The organism is Chryseobacterium sp. B21-037, from assembly GCF_028570785.1.
Taxonomy (GTDB): Bacteria; Bacteroidota; Bacteroidia; order Flavobacteriales; family Weeksellaceae; genus Chryseobacterium; species Chryseobacterium proteolyticum.
In genome coordinates, this window is sequence record NZ_JALGCB010000001.1 from 3230476 (window position 1) to 3248699 (window position 18224).

At 36.6% G+C, this 18224-nt stretch carries 23 protein-coding genes; 19 read left to right on the top strand and 4 right to left on the bottom strand.

Going from position 1 to position 18224, the window contains the following annotated elements:
- Positions 1-2 precede the first annotated feature (2 nt).
- The 19 genes from MTQ00_RS14285 (at position 3) to MTQ00_RS14375 (ending at position 14348) form a co-directional block, all read left to right on the top strand.
- The gene (locus MTQ00_RS14285; protein ID WP_172281099.1) at positions 3-1142 is read left to right on the top strand and encodes a beta-ketoacyl-ACP synthase III; all 1140 of its coding nucleotides are present in this window, start codon (positions 3-5) and stop codon (positions 1140-1142) included.
- Entirely contained in the window at positions 1142-1573 is a 432-nt protein-coding gene (locus tag MTQ00_RS14290; protein ID WP_172281101.1) for a hypothetical protein, read from the top strand. The genes MTQ00_RS14285 and MTQ00_RS14290 overlap by 1 nt, the downstream gene beginning before the upstream one ends.
- Positions 1574-1578: 5 nt before the next feature.
- Positions 1579-2019 (top strand): ABC transporter permease, encoded by a 441-nt coding sequence (locus tag MTQ00_RS14295; protein ID WP_273649892.1) that lies wholly within the window; start codon positions 1579-1581, stop codon positions 2017-2019.
- Between the two features lie 13 nt (positions 2020-2032).
- Entirely contained in the window at positions 2033-2437 is a 405-nt protein-coding gene (locus MTQ00_RS14300; protein ID WP_273649894.1) for a hypothetical protein, read from the top strand.
- 59 nt (positions 2438-2496) lie between these two features.
- Positions 2497-3492: a BtrH N-terminal domain-containing protein gene (locus MTQ00_RS14305; RefSeq protein WP_172281107.1), complete on the top strand. Its 996-nt coding sequence runs from the start codon at positions 2497-2499 to the stop codon at positions 3490-3492.
- Position 3493: 1 nt separating this feature from the next.
- Positions 3494-4252, top strand: a complete 759-nt coding sequence (locus MTQ00_RS14310; protein WP_172281109.1) for an ABC transporter ATP-binding protein — start codon at positions 3494-3496, stop codon at positions 4250-4252.
- Positions 4239-5507: an ABC transporter permease gene (locus MTQ00_RS14315; protein WP_273649897.1), complete on the top strand. Its 1269-nt coding sequence runs from the start codon at positions 4239-4241 to the stop codon at positions 5505-5507. Before MTQ00_RS14310 ends, MTQ00_RS14315 begins: the two co-directional genes overlap by 14 nt.
- A complete protein-coding gene (locus MTQ00_RS14320; RefSeq protein WP_273649899.1) occupies positions 5497-5925 on the top strand; it encodes an acyl-CoA thioesterase in 429 nt (142 codons plus the stop codon). The genes MTQ00_RS14315 and MTQ00_RS14320 overlap by 11 nt, the downstream gene beginning before the upstream one ends.
- A complete protein-coding gene (locus MTQ00_RS14325; protein WP_273649901.1) occupies positions 5922-7055 on the top strand; it encodes a beta-ketoacyl synthase N-terminal-like domain-containing protein in 1134 nt (377 codons plus the stop codon). Before MTQ00_RS14320 ends, MTQ00_RS14325 begins: the two co-directional genes overlap by 4 nt.
- A gap of 10 nt (positions 7056-7065) precedes the next feature.
- On the top strand, positions 7066-7605 hold the full coding sequence (locus tag MTQ00_RS14330) for a 3-oxoacyl-ACP synthase (protein ID WP_273649903.1): 540 nt from the start codon (positions 7066-7068) through the stop codon (positions 7603-7605).
- A gap of 53 nt (positions 7606-7658) precedes the next feature.
- The gene (locus MTQ00_RS14335) at positions 7659-7916 is read left to right on the top strand and encodes a phosphopantetheine-binding protein (protein ID WP_172281119.1); all 258 of its coding nucleotides are present in this window, start codon (positions 7659-7661) and stop codon (positions 7914-7916) included.
- 3 nt (positions 7917-7919) lie between these two features.
- On the top strand, positions 7920-9119 hold the full coding sequence (locus MTQ00_RS14340) for a beta-ketoacyl-[acyl-carrier-protein] synthase family protein (protein ID WP_273649905.1): 1200 nt from the start codon (positions 7920-7922) through the stop codon (positions 9117-9119).
- The gene (locus MTQ00_RS14345) at positions 9116-10177 is read left to right on the top strand and encodes a beta-ketoacyl synthase chain length factor (protein WP_273649907.1); all 1062 of its coding nucleotides are present in this window, start codon (positions 9116-9118) and stop codon (positions 10175-10177) included. Before MTQ00_RS14340 ends, MTQ00_RS14345 begins: the two co-directional genes overlap by 4 nt.
- Positions 10178-10334: 157 nt before the next feature.
- Positions 10335-11087, top strand: a complete 753-nt coding sequence (locus tag MTQ00_RS14350; protein WP_273649909.1) for a polysaccharide deacetylase family protein — start codon at positions 10335-10337, stop codon at positions 11085-11087.
- The gene (locus MTQ00_RS14355; RefSeq protein WP_273649910.1) at positions 11084-11710 is read left to right on the top strand and encodes a LolA family protein; all 627 of its coding nucleotides are present in this window, start codon (positions 11084-11086) and stop codon (positions 11708-11710) included. Before MTQ00_RS14350 ends, MTQ00_RS14355 begins: the two co-directional genes overlap by 4 nt.
- On the top strand, positions 11676-12311 hold the full coding sequence (locus MTQ00_RS14360; RefSeq protein ID WP_273649912.1) for a hypothetical protein: 636 nt from the start codon (positions 11676-11678) through the stop codon (positions 12309-12311). The genes MTQ00_RS14355 and MTQ00_RS14360 overlap by 35 nt, the downstream gene beginning before the upstream one ends.
- Positions 12312-12314: 3 nt before the next feature.
- Complete coding sequence (locus MTQ00_RS14365; protein ID WP_172281131.1) at positions 12315-12686, top strand: 3-hydroxyacyl-ACP dehydratase; 372 nt, start codon at positions 12315-12317, stop codon at positions 12684-12686.
- 5 nt (positions 12687-12691) lie between these two features.
- Positions 12692-13177: a hypothetical protein gene (locus MTQ00_RS14370; protein WP_273649915.1), complete on the top strand. Its 486-nt coding sequence runs from the start codon at positions 12692-12694 to the stop codon at positions 13175-13177.
- A 4-nt stretch (positions 13178-13181) separates the two neighbouring features.
- A complete protein-coding gene (locus tag MTQ00_RS14375; protein ID WP_273649917.1) occupies positions 13182-14348 on the top strand; it encodes a DUF2062 domain-containing protein in 1167 nt (388 codons plus the stop codon).
- Between the two features lie 5 nt (positions 14349-14353).
- On the opposite strand, the gene MTQ00_RS14380 is transcribed toward MTQ00_RS14375, so the two are convergent.
- The 4 genes from MTQ00_RS14380 to MTQ00_RS14395 form a co-directional block, all read right to left on the bottom strand.
- Positions 14354-14719: a hypothetical protein gene (locus MTQ00_RS14380; RefSeq protein WP_273649919.1), complete on the bottom strand. Its 366-nt coding sequence runs from the start codon at positions 14717-14719 to the stop codon at positions 14354-14356.
- 124 nt (positions 14720-14843) lie between these two features.
- Complete coding sequence (locus tag MTQ00_RS14385) at positions 14844-16856, bottom strand: FG-GAP-like repeat-containing protein (protein ID WP_273649921.1); 2013 nt, start codon at positions 16854-16856, stop codon at positions 14844-14846.
- Positions 16857-16879: 23 nt separating this feature from the next.
- Positions 16880-17299, bottom strand: coding sequence for a hypothetical protein (locus MTQ00_RS14390; protein ID WP_273649922.1), 420 nt, complete (start codon positions 17297-17299; stop codon positions 16880-16882).
- Between the two features lie 134 nt (positions 17300-17433).
- Positions 17434-17970 (bottom strand): hypothetical protein, encoded by a 537-nt coding sequence (locus tag MTQ00_RS14395; RefSeq protein WP_273649924.1) that lies wholly within the window; start codon positions 17968-17970, stop codon positions 17434-17436.
- Positions 17971-18224: the final 254 nt, after the last annotated feature.

An 18224-nucleotide genomic window follows, 5' to 3' on the forward strand; every position in this document is an offset into this window, starting at 1 on the left:
AGATGAACGACGTATTTATAACCAAAGCTTCAACATACTTACCCAATGATCCGGTTTCTAATGATGAGATGGAAAGCTATCTTGGCTTGGTCAATGACACCCCCTCTAAAGCAAGAGCTTTGATCTTAAGAAATAATCAGATTAAAACAAGATATTACGCTTTAGATAAAAACAGCCAACCTACCCATACCAATGCTCAGATCACAGCAAGAGCTGTAGAAGGGTTGTTTGATGAAAATTTCACGAAAGATGATATTCAGTTATTATCTTGTGGAACTACTTCTGCAGATCAGATTCAGCCTTCTCATGCTTCGATGGTTCATGGAGAGCTGAATGTGGGAAAATCTATAGAAATCAATACCTCAACGGGACTTTGTAATTCAGGAATGAATGCCTTTAATTATGGTTTTCTTTCTGTAAAAGCCGGTGTACGTGATAATGCGGTTTGTGTAGGTTCTGAGAGATTTTCGGCCTGGATGACAGCAGATAAATTCAATCACGAAGCAGAAAACCTGAAACTACTGGAAGAAAGACCAATCATTGCTTTTAAAAGAGAATTTTTAAGATGGATGCTTTCCGATGGTGCAGGTGCTTTATTATTAGAAAACAAACCAAGGGAAAACAGCATTTCTTTAAAAGTAGAATTCATCGATTTTTATTCTTATGCACATGAAATTGAAGCTTGTATGTATTCCGGCTGTGAAAAACAAGAAGACGGAAGCTTAAAATCATGGGCAGATTATCCATCTGATGAATGGCTGAAGCAGTCTCTTTTTGCATTAAAGCAGGATACAAAGCTTCTGGATCAATATATATTAGTAAAAGGGGCAGAAAGTTTAAGAGCTTCTTTCGACAAGCACCAGCTAGACCCTGAAAAAATAGATCACGTCCTGGCACATATTTCATCCGGTTACTTTAAAAATGGGCTTAAGGAAGAATTTGCCAAAAAAGGAATGGATTTCCCATGGGAAAAATGGTATTATAACCTTTCCGAAGTAGGAAATATTGGAGCTGGCTCTATTTTCATTGCTTTAGAAGAACTGATGAATTCAGGAAAACTGAAAAAGGGAGAAAAAGTACTTCTTTGTGTTCCTGAAAGTGGAAGGTTTGCTTACTCCTGTGCATTATTAACGGTTTGCTAATGGAAATCAATCTGCCAACATCTGATAAAAGTTTTGTGGAAAGTTTAATTCCACAGAGGTTTCCTTTTGTCATGGTGAATGAATTAACTGAATACTCTGAGAATCATTTGGTCTCGGGTTTTACGATAAAAGAAGACAATATCTTCTTGCAGGATGGAATATTCCAGGCATCGGGATTGATCGAACATCAGGCTCAAAGCGTAGCTTTGCATACAGGCTATAAGTATTACCTTTTAGGTAAAGAAGCTCCAACGGGTTATATAGGAGCCATCAAATCTTTTGACGCGGAATCTTTACCCAAACTTGGAGATGAGCTAAAAACAGAAGTGGCAATCCTCAACGAAGTAATGGGAGTTACATTAGTTAACTGTATTACGAAACTGAACGGACTAACTATCGCAAGCTCTCAAATGAAAACTGTTGTAAAATAATAGTAATGAAAATTAAGGAAGACAATATCATCAATATCCATAACTTTTTACCTCATCGGGAACCGATGCTGATGGTAGATTATATTTTGGAATTAACAGAAGAAAATGTGATTACTTCCTTTCTGATAACAGCAGATAATATTTTTGTTCATAACAATGAACTTGTAGAAGCAGGGTTAATCGAAAATTCCGCACAAACATGCTCCTCTATTGTAGGCCAGAGTTTTTTTGAAGGACCCGAAATAGAAACAAAAGTGATCGGATTCATTACCAATATTAAAAAAATCGAAGTCTTTTCATTACCGAAAGTGGGTGATACGATCATTTCGAAGGCATCGCTTATTTCCAAATATGAGAATATATGCAATATCTTCTGCGAAACTTTTAATAATAATGAATTATTGATAAGAGCTGAAATCAATCTGTTTATTCAAAAACTATCATAATAAAAAACAGACTATGAAAAAGCAGGATCTTCCACAGGACGAAAGTAATCTGAAATCAGCGAACATGACCGAAGTGGTATATGTTACCGATGAAAATGACAATTATACAACAGCAAACAGTATTGGCTGGGAAGCCAAAAAGCTTGCCCTTGACGAATCCATGGCTCTTATTAATGAGAGGATAGAAGAAGCCCGGCAAAACGTTGCTGCTCAGATCGTAAGTCCGATCATTTATTTCATGGAATTAAATAAAATGGATATGGCTGTCCTTTCTGCATATGTCGGAATGTGGCAGTGGCGGATAAAAAGACATACCAAACCAAAAGTATTTAGAACACTAAGCGATACTGTGCTGAAAAAATATGCTGATGCATTCGGAATCACAGTAGAAGAATTAAAAAATTTCAATGGAAGATAATAAGATAAAGTACATAATTGATACTGATTCTATCTTCCCTGAAATAAAAAAATATAAGGATGAAATTGAATTTTGAACACCACCAAACCGCTCATTGCGAAAACGGTGTTGCCTCTAATTTATTACTCTATAAAGGTATAAAATTAAGCGAACCTATGATTTTCGGAATAGGTTCGGGGTTATTTTTTGTGTATCTGCCTTTCCTAAAAGTAAACTTTGCACCGGGCTTTAGCTATCGTCCGATGCCAGGTGCTATTTTCAGCAAAGCAGCAAAAAGATTGGGTATTAAAATTAAAAGACAAAAATTCTCAAATCCTAAAGATGCCCAGGTAGCATTAGAAAAAAACTTAGAGAACAATATCCCTACAGGACTTCAGGTCGGGGTTTTTAACCTTACGTATTTCCCGGAAGAATATAAATTTCATTTTAATGCGCATAATCTTGTCGTTTACGGAAAGGAAGACGGAAGGTTTCTGATCAGTGATCCTGTAATGGATTACGTAACCACATTATCTGAAGCTGAACTCGAAAAAGTAAGATATGCAAAGGGAGCATTACCACCAAAAGGACATATGTATTATCCCGTTTATATCCCGGAAAACATCCATTTGGAAGAAGCCATAAAAAAAGGGATTAAAGACACCTGTAAAAATATGCTTGCTCCCGTGCCTCTCATAGGAGTAAAAGCCATGAGATGGGTCGCGAAAAGTATTCCCAAATGGGCCGAGAAAAAAGGAACGAAAGTGACCAACCATTATTTGGGGCAATTAATAAGAATGCAGGAAGAAATAGGAACCGGTGGTGGCGGATTCAGATTTATTTACGGAGCTTTTTTACAAGAAGCAGCAGAAATTCTTAAGAATGATCAATTAAGGGAGTTGTCAAAAGAAATTACAGCCATAGGTGATCTATGGAGAGACTTTGCTGTGGATATTGCCCGCGTTTATAAAAACAGGAATTCAAAAAGCAATATTTATCAGGAACTTTCGAAATCAATGCTTCATATAGCAGATCTGGAAGAAGCTTTCTATAAAAAACTAAGAAAAGCAATCTGATATGGCAGAGCATATTATTGAAATTAAAAATCTTTATAAAAAATACAAGAACTCTGATGAGTTTTCTGTCAATGATATTTCTTTAAATATCGACAAAAACGAAATCTATGGAATTCTTGGGCCAAACGGTGCGGGAAAAACGACCCTCATTTCCATGCTTTCGGGACTGATCAAGCCCACTTCCGGCCAGTTTACCATTAATGGTCTTTCACCACAGAAAAACAGTTTTAAAATAAAGCAGATCATTGGAATAGTTCCTCAGGAATATGCTCTTTATCCTACCCTTACTGCAAAAGAGAATTTGTTATTCTTTGGAAGCTTATATGGGCTCAAGCATAAAGCACTTCATAAAAGCATTGATGAATCCCTCGAAATTATGGGATTATCAAAATTTGCCAATAAAAAGGTAGAACAATTTTCAGGAGGTATGAAACGTCGTTGTAATCTTATTGCAGGAACACTTCACAATCCTAAAGTCCTTTTCCTGGATGAGCCTACCGTAGGAGTAGATGTACAATCCAAAAAAGTGATCATTGATTTCCTTCAGGAACTCAATAAAAACGGAACCTGTATTATTTATACCTCCCACCATCTTTCAGAAGCCGAGGAATTTTGTACAAAAATTGCCATTATCGACAGAGGGAAGATCCATGCTACAGGGACCCCGGAGGAGCTTGTTGCACAGATAGCTTCCGCCGAAAATCTGGAAGACGTTTTCATTTCATTAACCGGAAAAGAACTAAGAGATGTTGTTGTATAAATTGTGGAGAAGTTTTATTAAAGAAATCCTTTTATTAAAAAGGGATATCGGAGGGATCGTTATTATTTTTGTGATGCCTTTGCTGCTTATCGTTACTATCACATTGATTCAGGATTCGACTTTTAAAAATCTGGAAGGATCCAAAATACCAATCATTTTTATCGATAAAGACAAGTCTGACGTTTCTCAAAATATAAAAAAGGAACTGGAAAACAGCAAGACATTTCAGCTTCTGACCCATTACAACGAAAAGTCCGCCCGGGACGCCGTTTTTTCGGGCGAATATCAGATGGCCATTGTCATTCCTGAAGACTTAACCAAAAACCTGAATTCAAATATAGAATCCAAAGTTCAGACGATCGTAAGTTCTTTCGGACTGGAAACTGACTCCGCAGCTGTAAAAAAAACAGCTCCAAAGACAAAAGATATTCATTTATATTTTGATCCTGCAACCAATGCAGGCTTCAAAAACTCCGTGATGAATTCTGTGAATAAAATGATCTTTGAGATTGAAAATAAAAAAATTTACAAAGCTTTCCAGAATCAGCTCGGAACAACAGAAAACCTGGAGGAAAACAAGAATCTCATCAGCTTTAAAGAGATCACTCCATCGAAAGGCAATGTGGAGATAATCCCGAATTCTGTTCAGCATAACGTTCCTGCATGGACATTATTTGCTATCTTTTTCATTGTAGTCCCTCTTTCCATCAATCTGGTTAAAGAAAAAAGCCAGGGCACCAGTGTTAGAGCCAGAGTGAGTCCAACACCTTATTATATTCATATTCTCGGTAAAACATGTACTTATCTGATCATTTGTATGATTCAGTTTTTACTGATGGTTGCTGTAGGTATATACCTTTTCCCATACATGAATCTTCCGGCTTTCGATGTGTCGGGAAAAATGTTCCACCTTATTGTGGTTACTTTATTTGCCGGGCTTGCCGCTATTGGGTTTGGGGTTTTATTGGGAACCATTGCAGATACTCAGGAACAGTCTGCGCCTTTTGGCGCAACATCTGTTGTTGTATTGGCTGCTATTGGTGGAATCTGGGTTCCCGTGTTCCTGATGCCTGAATTTATGCAGCATATGGCCAAGTTCTCACCCATGAACTGGGGACTTAATGCATATTACGATATTATTTTAAGAAACAGTGGAATCACCGATATAGCGAAAGAGCTTATTTTATTATTTTTATTTTATATCGCTATGGTCACAATTTCTATTTTTTACGAAAGGAAAAAAAATGCAGTCTAAAGAAAAAAATATTACCTTTTCTGAACAAGTCAGAGTAAGATTCAATGAAACAGATCCTTTGGGAATTGTCTGGCATGGTCATTATATTGTCTATTTTGAAGACGGAAGGGAAGCTTTTGGAAGGGAGCACGGACTTTCGTATCTCGACATCCAGAATGCCGGTTACCTTACTCCTATTGTAAAAAGCACCTGCGAGCATTTTCTTCCCTTAAAATACGGAGAAATCTTCAGGATAGAAACTACTTTTGTGAATTCGGTTGCGGCAAAACTGATCTTTACTTATGAAATATTCAATCAGGATAATAAACTGGTTTGCAAAGGCGAGACCATTCAGGTATTTTTAGATAATGACGGAAATTTATGCCTCTATAATCCCGACTTCTTTCAGAAATGGAAAGATAAAATGAAATTGTCATGATGAAGGAGATCTACATAACTGATTATAACTGCGTCACTCCGCTGGGTATGAACCTCAATGACAATTGGCATGCTCTGTTGCAAAACCAGTCCGGAGTTGCCCAGCATCCAATTTTAGAGAACCAGGAAGCAGTATATGCTTCAATGGTGGATACGGAAAAATTAAATGCGGAATTCAACAGTCATTTTCCCGACCAGAATTTCACCCGATTGGAAAAAATGTTCCTGTTGTGCTTAAAACCTTTAATAGAAAGGCACGACATTACTACAGAAACAGCTTTTATATTATCTACCACAAAGGGAAATGTGAGCTTACTAAAGAATCAATCTTCTTTACCAGAGGGGGCATTTCTTTCTGTCTTGGCACAAAAGATCGCTGATTTTTTTGGATTTAAATCAAAGCCCATTGTTGTTTCTAACGCCTGTGTTTCAGGAGTGATGGCTATTGGCGTAGCTAAAAACCTGATTCAATCGGGAAATTATAAAGATGCTTTTGTCATTGCAGGTGATGAAATCACGGAGTTTGTTATCTCCGGTTTTAACTCTTTTCAGGCTCTGGCAAAAGAACCTTGCCAGCCTTATGACAAAAATCGAAACGGGATCAATATCGGAGAGGCTGCGGCAGCGGTATATATAACTTCCTGGGCAATTTCTCCTGATCAGTTTAGGTTTAAAATTCTCGGAGATTCTGCTATTAATGACGCTAACCATATTTCAGGTCCTTCAAGAACAGGAGACGGACTGTATAAAAGTATCAGGAATGCCATGACAGAGGCTAAAGTAGCTGCCACTGATATTGATTTTATCTCTGCACACGGAACAGCAACCCTGTATAATGATGAAATGGAAGCTGTTGCTTTTAACAGAATGGAGCTTCAACATGTCCCTTTGAATAGTATGAAGGGGTTTTACGGACATTGTCTTGGTGCATCGGGATTATTAGAAAGTATCATTTCAATGGAAAGCGCTTTACACAATACCCTTCTTCCCTCCAAAAACTTTAAAGAGATGGGTGTCTCCCAACCTCTGCATATTATAAAAGAACAGCAACACTCAGAAATTAAATATATTTTAAAAACCGCTTCAGGTTTTGGAGGATGTAATGCTGCAATTGTTTTAGAAAAATGTTAAACCGGATAAGATGAAGAAAACAGCTGTTTGCACTATAGAAAACTCTACAATTACCATGAACGGGAATATGGTCTTCTCAAATAAGGAAACAACATTTCAGGAGTTTGCTAAAGAAGCCTACAAGAACCTTGATCTTAATTATCCTAAGTTCCATAAAATGGATCCGCTAAGCAAACTTGCTTTTTTAGCCGCAGAAATGCTTCTGAAAGATCAGGATAACAGCAAAACCGCTTTGGTTTTTGCCAATAAATCATCAAGCCTGGATACGGACTTTAAATATCAGGAAAGCATCAATTCCAACGAGAATTATTTTCCCAGCCCTGCGGTCTTTGTGTATACATTGCCTAACATTTGTGTAGGAGAAATAAGCATCCGACATAAAATGCAGACTGAAAATGCTTTTTTCATTTTAGACGAATTTGATGAAAATTTTTTAAACAATTATGCCCAGCAATTACTGAAGTCGGGAAAAGCAGAAAATGTATTGTGTGGCTGGGTGGAACTATATCAGGAAAGTTATAAAGCTTTTGTATATTTGCTCGCATTATAAAATATCATTGGTAATCTGGCACATTGTTATAGGGTTACCTTAAAATAATAATTATGGAAGATTTAAAATTAGAATTAAAACACAAAATTATAGAAGTTCTTAACCTTGAAGATGTAGCTGTTGAGGAAATCAAAGACACAGACCCGTTATTTGGTGGTGGTTTAGGATTAGACTCTATTGATGCGTTAGAACTGATTGTTCTTCTGGATAAGGATTATGGAATAAAATTAGCTGATCCAAAGAAAGGAAAAGAAATTTTTCAATCTATCGATACGATGGCAAAATTCATCGAAGAAAACAGAACAAAATAATTAATGGGTCATAAAATTGCCATAACAGGAATGGGCATCATTTCTTCCGTTGGCAACAACGTGGAAGAAAATTTTATTTCGCTGACAACAGGCCGGCATGGCATTTCGGACATCCAAATGTTTGAAACCCGCCATGCAGGATACATTAAAACAGGTGAAATAAAACAGTCTAATGAAGAACTTGTACAACACCTTCAGCTGAATGAAGACAACAATGTTACAAGAACCTCTTTATTGGGAATGATTGCTGCAAAAGAAGCTGTAGAAAATGCAGGAATTTCCGATATCAATGCCTTCAGAACAGGCCTGATTTCCTCGACTAGTGTCGGAGGAATGGATATTACTGAAAAGTATTTCTACAACTATGAAGACTTTCCTGAAAAGCAAAAATATATTGATGCTCATGATGCAGGAAACTCCTCTTTAGCCATTGCAGATTATCTGGGCTTAAAAGGAATGGTATCAACAATAAGTACCGCATGCTCATCGGCAGCGAATGCGATCATGATGGGAGCTAAGCTTATTAAAAATGGGGTGCTGGATCGTGTGATCGTAGGCGGAACAGATTCTTTATCCAAATTTACACTCAATGGGTTTAATACCCTAATGATTCTTACTGATTCTTATAATACTCCTTTCGACCAGAACAGAAAAGGATTGAATCTAGGTGAAGCAGCAGCTTTTCTGGTGCTGGAGTCTGATGAAGTTGTAAAAAAAGAGAATAAAAAGGTTCTTGCCTATCTTTCAGGTTATGGAAATGCAAATGATGCCCATCATCAAACCGCGTCGTCTGAAAACGGACAAGGTGCCTATCTTGCGATGCAGCAGGCATTAAAGGTTTCCGGAATCAACAAAGAGGAAATTAACTACATCAATGTTCATGGAACAGCCACTCCCAATAATGACCTGTCGGAAGGAATTGCAATGATCCGTATTTTCGGAGAAGGAAATGTTCCCGAATTCAGCTCCACCAAAGCTTTTACAGGACATACATTAGCCGCTGCGGCAGGAATAGAAGCAGTTTATTCCATTTTAGCCATTCAGCACGGCATTATATTTCCGAATTTGAATTTTAAAACTCCTATGGAAGAATTCAACCTGGTTCCGGTTACTGAACTTAGGAAAAAAAATATCAACCATGTCTTATCCAACTCATTCGGATTCGGAGGAAATTGTTCAACACTAATTTTCTCTAAGCCATGAGTTCAGTGTATATCAATGGAGCTTCATGTATTTCGGTACAGGATACATTAGCTGAAGATTTTTTTGGTCAGTTCAAACCTGAAAACTCTATACCAATTGTAAAGGCAATAGAACCGGCATATAAAGAATTCATTCCCGCAGCAATGATCAGGAGGATGTCTAAAACGGTAAAAATGAGCTCGGTCGCATCTCACTATGCCTTGAAAGAAGCTGGAATAGAAAAACCGGATGCCATTATTGTAGGAACCGGAATGGGCTGTTCTCAGGATTCTGAAAAATTCTTAAAAAATGTAATCGACAATCAGGAGGAGTTTTTAACTCCAACCTATTTTATTCAGTCGACGCACAATACCGTAGCCGGCCAGATTGCTTTGGCTCTACAATGCCACGCTTATAATTTTACTTATGTCAATACTTCTTCAGCTCTAGAGTTTTCCCTACTAGATGCCAAACTTCAGCTTACCGATGATGAGGCTGAAAATATACTTGTTGGCTGTACGGATGAACAGACCGAAAGAACAATGGAACTTTACCAACTCCGCCACATCATTAAAAAAACCGAACATTTTCCTGTTGATTTTTTAACATCAACAACAAAAGGTGTACTATGGGGTGAAGGTTCAAGCTTTTTTGTCATTGGAAAAAATAAGGCGGAAAATTCTTATGCCCAGATCAGGGACATTCAAATAACCAATAAACTTGAACAGCAGGAAACCGAAAGATTTATTGAAGCTTTTCTCGTGAAGAATAATCTTTCTCTTACCGATATTGATGCCGTAATTTTAGGATTCAGTGGCGATCAGGAATCGGATACGTATTATAAAACAGCAATGAACCTGTTTCCTGAATCAGCATTGCTATATTATAAACATTTAAGCGGAGAATACAATACGGCAAGTGGTTTTTCAACATTTATGGCATGTCATATTCTGAAAAATCAACAAATCCCGGAGATCATGATGATCAATTCTATAAAAAAGAATGCGATTAAAAATGTGCTTTTGTATAATCATCTTTTAGGAAATGATCATAGTTTGGTATTGTTAGAAAAGGTATGATAGGATAAAAGGACGGAATTTTTAATCTTTACATTTCAAAATCGTTAAATTGTAAGCGGGTAACATCTGGTATGTTCTCAATTTTTTAGATTTTTCGTTCTGCTGTGTCAAACCCCGGATGAAAAATTTTAGATTGGAAATTCAAAAAAACAATACAATGAAGCATTATTCAATGATCCTGTTTTATATATTCTGTAATGTATTTATTTATGCATTTCACGGGAGCTTTTGGGTATATGTATTCTGCTTTTTGCTTTTTTCGGCATTTGTGGTTTGGGGTTCCTTTGATATTAAGCTGGGCTATTTTGTGAATAGCATTACCCATAAAAAAACAAAAGTTAAAGAGGTTGCCCTTACTTTTGATGACGGACCGACTGAGTTTACACCTCAATTTTTAGATCTGCTTCAGGAACATCACATCAAAGCAACATTTTTTTGTATTGGAAAACAAATTGAGAAATATCCTGATACGTTCAAAAGGATTATTGCCGAAGGTCATAACATTGGAAACCATACGTATACCCATTCTAACTCAACGGGTTTTCTACCGACAGCAAAAATGACTGATGAAATAACAAAATGTGATGAAATAATTGCCTCTGTGGGAAACACCACAACCGTATTATACAGGCCTCCATTTGGAGTGACCAATCCTTCCATAGCTAAAGCAATTAAAAGAAGCGGAAAAATAAGTATCGGCTGGAATGTACGATCGCTGGACACCGTTATAGAAGATGAAAGGAAAATCTACAAAAGGATTACATCTAAAATAAAACCCGGCAGCATTGTGCTTCTCCATGACACTTCAGAAAAGACCTATCGTGTTTTGGTAGATTTATTGCTATTTTTGAAGAATAAAAAGTATTCTGCTTTTACTATTGATTCAATTATAAAATCAAATAAAAAATGATTAAAAATATTGCTTTCGGAGCATTTTTATTGGTTTCAGGTTTCTTTTTTGCTCAAAACACAGCAATGACAGGAAACGAGGCAAAGGCGTTTGTAATGAAGGTATCATCTGAAACACAACAAATCAAAACGTTGCAGAGCGACTTTACCCAAACCAAAAAAATGGATTTCCTGGATAAGAACATTGTCACCTATGGTAAGATGTCTCTTAAATCGCCCAATATGCTAAGCTGGAAATACACCAAGCCTTATCAATACAGCATTGTTTTTAAGGAAAATAAAATCTTTATCAATGATCAGGGGAAGAAATCCTCTGTTGATGCAAAAAGTAAAACATTTGAAAAAATTAACAAACTTATTGTAGGAAGCTCCAATGGAAAAATGTTTAGTGATCCCGAATTCATCGTCACCTACTTCAAAAGCTCTGCTTACAATATTGCAAAATTTACTCCTAAATCTGCTCAGCTCCTGAAGTACATCAAACAGATCGAGTTATATTTTCCTAAAAATGAATCCACCGTTGCCCAGGTCAATATGCTGGAAGCATCGGGAGATACGACGAATATAGTTTTCAAAAACACAAAGATCAATGCCCCGATTTCTGCATCAGAGTTTTCTTTATAGTACTCTTCTACTGTTTTTCTTATCCTGTAAGACCTATCAGCTTAATGATGTAAAACCTGCACCAGGAACTGAGAAATCTGTTGAGAACTTATATTTTTCTTCAAAAGAAGATTATGTGTATAAATGCCAGATCGATATTTATAAAAATCACGTGAGTGGAATTCTTATCATAAAAAGGATCAACGAAACGACACATCGCGTGGCATTGACATCAGATTTTGGGAATAAGCTTATTGATTTTGAAATTTCAGATCAAGATTTCAAAATCAATTATATCATTCCTGATCTCGATAAGAAAATCGTAAAAAACTTCCTGAAGAATGATTTTCAACATCTTCTGAAGCAGACCTATCCGGTACAGGAAAGTTTTGAAAATGATCAGTCAAAGATTTTTGTCTCTCAGGAAGACCACAACAAGTATTATCTGTTTTTTGATAAAAAGGACGGCTTGCTTCATCAGATCATGTATACAAGGAATAATAAAGCAAAAATCGATTTTAGTTTTGAAGCAAAAAAACATATATTCGCGGATAGTATCAATCTTCAACATAAAGATTTCAAGATCAATATAAAGTTAGTTCAAATAACAGAAACCGAGTAACAGATGCAAACCATTCTTACAGACTTTTATACTCTAAAATCGTACGACAAAGCGGAAAACGGAAGCTTCGTTGCCCATATCAGATTAAACAGTGATCACGAAATTTTTAAGGGACACTTCCCGGGAAATCCGGTTACGCCCGGAGTGTGCATGATGCAAATTGTAAAAGAACTTACAGAAGAGATCACCGGTTCAAAGTTGTTCTTAAAAACAGCTTCCAATGTGAAGTTTATGGCCATCATTAATCCTTTTGAAACACCCGACCTTACTGTACAGCTCGATATTAATGAAGGAGAAGATGAGATTAAAGTAAAGAACACGACTTTATTTGGCGAGACTATTGCATTAAAGATGTCTGTACATTATAAAAGATAGAAATTATGAAATTCATCTTATCGCTGGTAGCCGTATTTACATTTTTCTTTCAGTCCTCTGATCTGGAGTCATTGAGAAACAGCTATGCGAAAGCCAATCAATCGAACGCCAATACTCAGTCCTTTATCAATATCGCGGAAAAACAGTCTTCAACTGATCCCGTTATTTCCGGTTATAAAGCAGCTGCACAAATTATGGAAGCCAAGGTAACCACTGAAAAAGGAAAGAGAAAATCTTTTGTAAAAACAGGAGCAACAAGTCTTGAAAGTATTATTAAAAATAATCCTAACAATATTGAATTGAGAGTGATCCGCCTGAGCGTTCAGGAAAATATTCCTAAAATTGTAGGATACCATTCCAGTTTAAAAGATGATAAATTATTCATTCTGAACAATTACAGCAAGCAGAATCAGGCTTTAAAAAGCTATATTCAGAGATTTGCAGCGCAGTCTAAAACTTTTACTCCAGCAGACAAAGCTTCATTAAAATAAAACAATGACCCTTCCTGAAGTACAAAATACAATTTCCGAAAAGAAAATCTGTATTTTAATTCCCACCTACAACAATGAAAGAACACTGGCAAGAGTTATTGATGGTGTTTTAGAATATACTTCAAACATTATTGTGGTCAATGACGGATCCACGGATTCCACAGCTCAGATACTGAACGGCTATCCGCAAATTACAGTCATTACACTTCAGGAAAATAAAGGTAAAGGAAACGGCTTAAGAACAGGTTTCAGAAAAGCAAAAGAATCAGGATTTCATTATGCTATAACAATAGATTCTGATGGCCAGCATTACCCGGATGACATACCGGTTTTTACAGAAGCCCTTATCAAAGAAAAAGAAGATGTTTTGCTCATCGGTAACCGAAATATGTCTCAAGACGGAATTCCTAAGAAAAGCAGCTTTGGAAACAGGTTTTCTAATTTCTGGTTTTGGTTTGAAACTGGTATTAAATTAGAAGATACCCAATCTGGCTACCGTCTGTATCCATTACTAAAGATCCCCAAGAAATATTTTACCCCAAAATTTGAGTTTGAGATTGAAGTTATTGTAAGATCTGCATGGCGGCATATTCCTGTAAAGAATGTTCCTGTTAAGGTTCTATATGACCCTGCAGAAAGGGTTTCTCATTTCAGGCCATTTAAAGATTTTACCCGGATAAGTATCCTGAATACCATTCTTGTTACGATTACCCTTTTCTACATTATTCCAAGAAATTTTATTAATAATTTCCGTAAGAAAAGTCTCAAAAAGTTCATTAAAGAGGATGTGCTTGAAAGTGATGGCAGTAACAGAACGAAAGCTTTTTCCGTTGCATTAGGTGTATTTATCGGACTGTCACCTTTTTGGGGATTTCAGACACTGCTTGTTATTTCCTTATCAGTATTATTTAAATTAAATAAGGTGCTGGCTTTTGTCGCATCCAATATAAGCTTACCTCCCTTTATTCCTTTTATCATTGCAATCTCTTTATTTATCGGTGCTCCTTTCGTACATGGTGAAAGCAATGTTTTTAACCAGGAATTAAATTTCGATCTGGTAAAGAATAACCTCCTTCAATATGTTATCGGCAGTATGATCCTTGCAAGTATAACATCTGCTATTTCAGGTGCTGCAGTCTATCTTTTTCTTAATAAAGTAAATCCTGAATAATTAATTTATTTAAATACAACCCCTGAAAATAACAATAGGGTTAATATAACAGTGATAAATATCGAAACGATAACCAACACCATTTGAGCTGTTGCATAGGTCCTGGCTTTCTCGTCCTCTTTTATTTCAAAGGAAAAATTAATTTTATGAGGACTTTTGATAATCCACCAGATAAACAACAACAGGATCAGGTTAAGAATGATGGGAAAAAATAAAAACATTTTGCTGCCAAATCCATCTGTATTTTTCCCATATCCGTGGATAGGGATAATCTCGGGAATGGAATCATATACACTTATTAAATAACAAGTGTAGCACACAATAATAATAAAAGGAATACTAAATAAGATTTTAATCTTCTTCGAAATCATTGAATCGTTTTTACTTATACTCAGAATAATGTAATATTATTTTGAGCCTGCAATATAGTATTTTAAATAAAAAACTGCATAGCCTTTCGACTTTGCAGTTTGAAGTTATTAATTGATTGTAGTACTATTTTTTAGTTACTTTCTGCGAATATAATTTGCCATTCTTATCTAATAACACAAGAATATAAGTACCTGTGTTCAGCTGTTTAATCGATATTGTATTTCTTTCAACTTTTGTCTGCAAAGCTATTCTACCGCTTGCATCAAATAATCTGGCCTCCACCGGAACGAAATCGGCGTTGGATTTGAAATTTAAAAGGTCCGCACTCGGATTAGGATAAACTGTCAGCAGTTCTTGTGTATTTTGCACTTCCTTCACATCAAGATGTGTTCCTTCCACAACATGCAATGTTGTATCCGGGGTAACATTACTAATAACATCTACCAATCCGGAAGGCCATTTTACGACCACTTTTCCGATCGTTGTTGCTTGCCCGATTCCAAAATGAACATTAAGAGTATTCATATTCATAAAACCTACCCCACTTTGCACATCCCGAATCTGTTTACCCCATTCTCCGTAAATCTCAACTCTTGCCCCGATTCCATTTCTGTTACTCTGGGTTCCCCTCAATGTCACTTTTAACCAGTGATTAGAATTTCCGTCATTAATCATGATCGTTTGTCCACTTTGAATGTCCAGGAAACCATCGTTATTCAGATCACCTATTGGACGCTTGTTAAAGTCAAGACTATAAGGATTAAGGTTAGGAGTGAATTGGAAGTTTCCATTGCCAAACATAATTGTATTTCCAGCTCCCAATACATCTAGAAATCCGTCATTATCAAAATCATAGGCCACATATTCCCTGCTTAGATTGCTTATAATATCATATCCGGAGCCTACAGATACATCAGTAAAGGTACCGTTACCATTATTTTTCATGACTCTGCTCAACCCGTTTGAGGTAGAGTTTATCCCTATGATAGCATCCATCCAGCCATCGTTATTAAAATCCCCCCATGCAGAGGACCATGTCTGTGTAGGATTCGCCATATTAGCCGCCACTGCCACATTCGTAAACGTTCCATCACCATTATTCCGGTGCAGCTCATCTACGTTTCCTCCTGGCCCTGAACCTCCACCACTGCATTTTGCAATATAAAGATCCATATCTCCGTCATTATCATAATCAATCCAGATAGAACCATAATTACCTCCTGAAGGAAAATCTCCCAATCCTCCCTGGTTATGGTTCATATTAGTACCATCATTCAAATAGAACCGGTTCGGCGCATTATCATCACATACAAAAGCATCAAGCTTTCCATCTTTATTAATATCTATAAAATTGGTACGCTGTGTCAGGAATGTTTGGGGTTTTCTGTCAGAAGTGTACCCTGTTCCATCTGCATTGGCCTTTAAAAAACAAATGCCATTTCCCGAACCATATATCAGATCATTAAATCCGTTATTGTCATAGTCTCCAGCTGCTATGCTCCAGCTAGGGGTAACTGTGGTGTTGGGAACGTTATAGGTAACCGGATTAAAAGTTCCTCCCGGCTGCTGGTAGGAGATTGCAATCTGCGTGTTACTCAAAACCGATACAATATCATCCAGATAATCCCCGTTCATATCTACTACACAATTATTATAAGTACCATAAACATTACCGGACTGCGGGGTAAAAGACACCCTGTTGACAAGCGGAGCCGTTTCAGATACCGTGAAATTGAATCCTGAACTGGACCACTTATTATCAAAAACAATATAATATGTTGTGCCGGCCTGTGCTGTAAATGTTACCTGAGAAGCGTTTCCTAAAAAATCATCATTCGCCGTTACACAGGTCAATGCTCCGCAGGTGCCTTTAAATATAATCTCCCGGGTATCAACATTTTGTCCTGTAATGACTGTTGAGACGGTAACACTCCTATCCTGGGTCGCGGTATATTTGTACCATAACCCGGCCGTACCAGGCAGTCCGATATTACATGCCGTAGTAGCTGCAGTTCCGGTAATTACAGGTGCTGTATTTGTTCCCAGCACCACATTCAATGCAGAAGCACACGTTAATTGTGCAATTCCCCAGGTTATATTGAATAACAAAATAAAAAGGGATAAATTTTTTCTCATGTTTTCTTCAGGTTGTTTAGTTTTTAGGGACAGTTTTGGTTCAAAGAATTGATCCATTGATTTAAGAGGGCAACCCCTTCATCATGCACAATCGTTCTCCCCAGCAAAGGCATTCTCTTACTTTCATCTACAGAAGAAAGTCTGAAGCTCATCACTGATTTGTTATGATTTCCAGGTGTTATAATTCTTTCCAATGAGGCATCTATCGGTTCATCTGCCAGTACACAAACTCCCATATTGGTAAGGTTTGTAGTCTGGTTAAAGCTCAATCGGATAGCCCGATAATCACAACGTGCATTCTGCTGATGGCAGTGAGCACAATTAATATCCAGATAGGATCGTAACCGGATATCCACAGGTTTACTCGTATCTTTATAATTCACTGTAGAAACGATGTTTGCAGGATAGCTGACTAGGTAACCCTCGTCAACCAGTTTTTGCAATTGATTTTTAACTCCTCCAGGGTAATTGTATGTTGTATTTAAATTCTGGGGCTTTACCCCAATAGGGACAGGCTTATTGTCTAATTTGTGACATGCATAACATTCCGATTCCGATGGAATTCTGTAGTCAATATTCAGGATTTCATTATTTTCTTTTTAAATGTAATATTTTTGGAGCTTCCGCTGGTAAAATCGTTTCCGGATACGAGGTTGGCTTCTGTCTGGTTATCATTCCATAAATATTCGGCAAATATCCATCCACTGGATTTTCTTATCATTAATCTCGTTTCCAGAATTTTCGTTGTATTACCGGGCTGTATGGTATTGTAATAAAAACTTTTTATCAATACAGTGCCAACAGGAAAGTCCAATGTTTTGCTATCACCATCAAAAGTAGCTTTTGTACCTTTCGGCATCCAGATAAATCTTTTCTTTAAAGCATAATCTGTAAAAAGCGAACTGGCAGGTTCATAAGGTATTACTTTGGGTGCCGGAACCAGGTTCTTCAATTCGCCGGTGAAAAAAGAATAAGTAGATAATTTTGCATAGGGAATAGCATTAATATCGAAATTAACACGGGGATTTTCAACGCCTATTCCTTCGATTCTCTCATCTTTACAGGAGTACATAATAAGAAAGGACAAAAGAAATAAAAAATAGATTTTCTTCATTCATTTATTAATTTTAAACAAACGAATATAATTAATAAATTCAAATGTTTTAAAATATTTTTCACTTAAAAGTAATTTTTAATTAAAATAATAAAACAAATTGCCCTAAATAAAACAAATTACTCAATAAAATAACTGAGAATACAAGCAATCCCACAAACACATATATTTTTATCCCCAATAAAAATCAGATAAAATATGATCACTAAATATTCAATAGTATTAAAGGGAATGGGAAGGTTTTAAATAGAACA

What these genes read in the sequence shown, in the direction of transcription:
- MTQ00_RS14290 (WP_172281101.1), top strand. Translation starts at nt 1,142, where the DNA reads ATGGAAATCAATCTGCCAACATCTGATAAAAGTTTTGTGGAAAGTTTA.
- MTQ00_RS14300 (WP_273649894.1), top strand. Translation starts at nt 2,033, where the DNA reads ATGAAAAAGCAGGATCTTCCACAGGACGAAAGTAATCTGAAATCAGCG.
- MTQ00_RS14305 (WP_172281107.1), top strand. Translation starts at nt 2,497, where the DNA reads ATGAAATTGAATTTTGAACACCACCAAACCGCTCATTGCGAAAACGGT.
- MTQ00_RS14285 (WP_172281099.1), top strand. Translation starts at nt 3, where the DNA reads ATGAACGACGTATTTATAACCAAAGCTTCAACATACTTACCCAATGAT.
- MTQ00_RS14345 (WP_273649907.1), top strand. Translation starts at nt 9,116, where the DNA reads ATGAGTTCAGTGTATATCAATGGAGCTTCATGTATTTCGGTACAGGAT.
- MTQ00_RS14325 (WP_273649901.1), top strand. Translation starts at nt 5,922, where the DNA reads ATGATGAAGGAGATCTACATAACTGATTATAACTGCGTCACTCCGCTG.
- MTQ00_RS14330 (WP_273649903.1), top strand. Translation starts at nt 7,066, where the DNA reads ATGAAGAAAACAGCTGTTTGCACTATAGAAAACTCTACAATTACCATG.
- MTQ00_RS14340 (WP_273649905.1), top strand. Translation starts at nt 7,920, where the DNA reads ATGGGTCATAAAATTGCCATAACAGGAATGGGCATCATTTCTTCCGTT.
- MTQ00_RS14370 (WP_273649915.1), top strand. Translation starts at nt 12,692, where the DNA reads ATGAAATTCATCTTATCGCTGGTAGCCGTATTTACATTTTTCTTTCAG.
- MTQ00_RS14320 (WP_273649899.1), top strand. Translation starts at nt 5,497, where the DNA reads ATGCAGTCTAAAGAAAAAAATATTACCTTTTCTGAACAAGTCAGAGTA.
- MTQ00_RS14360 (WP_273649912.1), top strand. Translation starts at nt 11,676, where the DNA reads ATGCCCCGATTTCTGCATCAGAGTTTTCTTTATAGTACTCTTCTACTG.
- MTQ00_RS14310 (WP_172281109.1), top strand. Translation starts at nt 3,494, where the DNA reads ATGGCAGAGCATATTATTGAAATTAAAAATCTTTATAAAAAATACAAG.
- MTQ00_RS14380 (WP_273649919.1), bottom strand. Translation starts at nt 14,719, where the DNA reads ATGATTTCGAAGAAGATTAAAATCTTATTTAGTATTCCTTTTATTATT.
- MTQ00_RS14350 (WP_273649909.1), top strand. Translation starts at nt 10,335, where the DNA reads ATGAAGCATTATTCAATGATCCTGTTTTATATATTCTGTAATGTATTT.
- MTQ00_RS14315 (WP_273649897.1), top strand. Translation starts at nt 4,239, where the DNA reads ATGTTGTTGTATAAATTGTGGAGAAGTTTTATTAAAGAAATCCTTTTA.
- MTQ00_RS14375 (WP_273649917.1), top strand. Translation starts at nt 13,182, where the DNA reads ATGACCCTTCCTGAAGTACAAAATACAATTTCCGAAAAGAAAATCTGT.
- MTQ00_RS14385 (WP_273649921.1), bottom strand. Translation starts at nt 16,856, where the DNA reads ATGAGAAAAAATTTATCCCTTTTTATTTTGTTATTCAATATAACCTGG.
- MTQ00_RS14335 (WP_172281119.1), top strand. Translation starts at nt 7,659, where the DNA reads ATGGAAGATTTAAAATTAGAATTAAAACACAAAATTATAGAAGTTCTT.
- MTQ00_RS14295 (WP_273649892.1), top strand. Translation starts at nt 1,579, where the DNA reads ATGAAAATTAAGGAAGACAATATCATCAATATCCATAACTTTTTACCT.
- MTQ00_RS14355 (WP_273649910.1), top strand. Translation starts at nt 11,084, where the DNA reads ATGATTAAAAATATTGCTTTCGGAGCATTTTTATTGGTTTCAGGTTTC.
- MTQ00_RS14395 (WP_273649924.1), bottom strand. Translation starts at nt 17,970, where the DNA reads ATGAAGAAAATCTATTTTTTATTTCTTTTGTCCTTTCTTATTATGTAC.
- MTQ00_RS14365 (WP_172281131.1), top strand. Translation starts at nt 12,315, where the DNA reads ATGCAAACCATTCTTACAGACTTTTATACTCTAAAATCGTACGACAAA.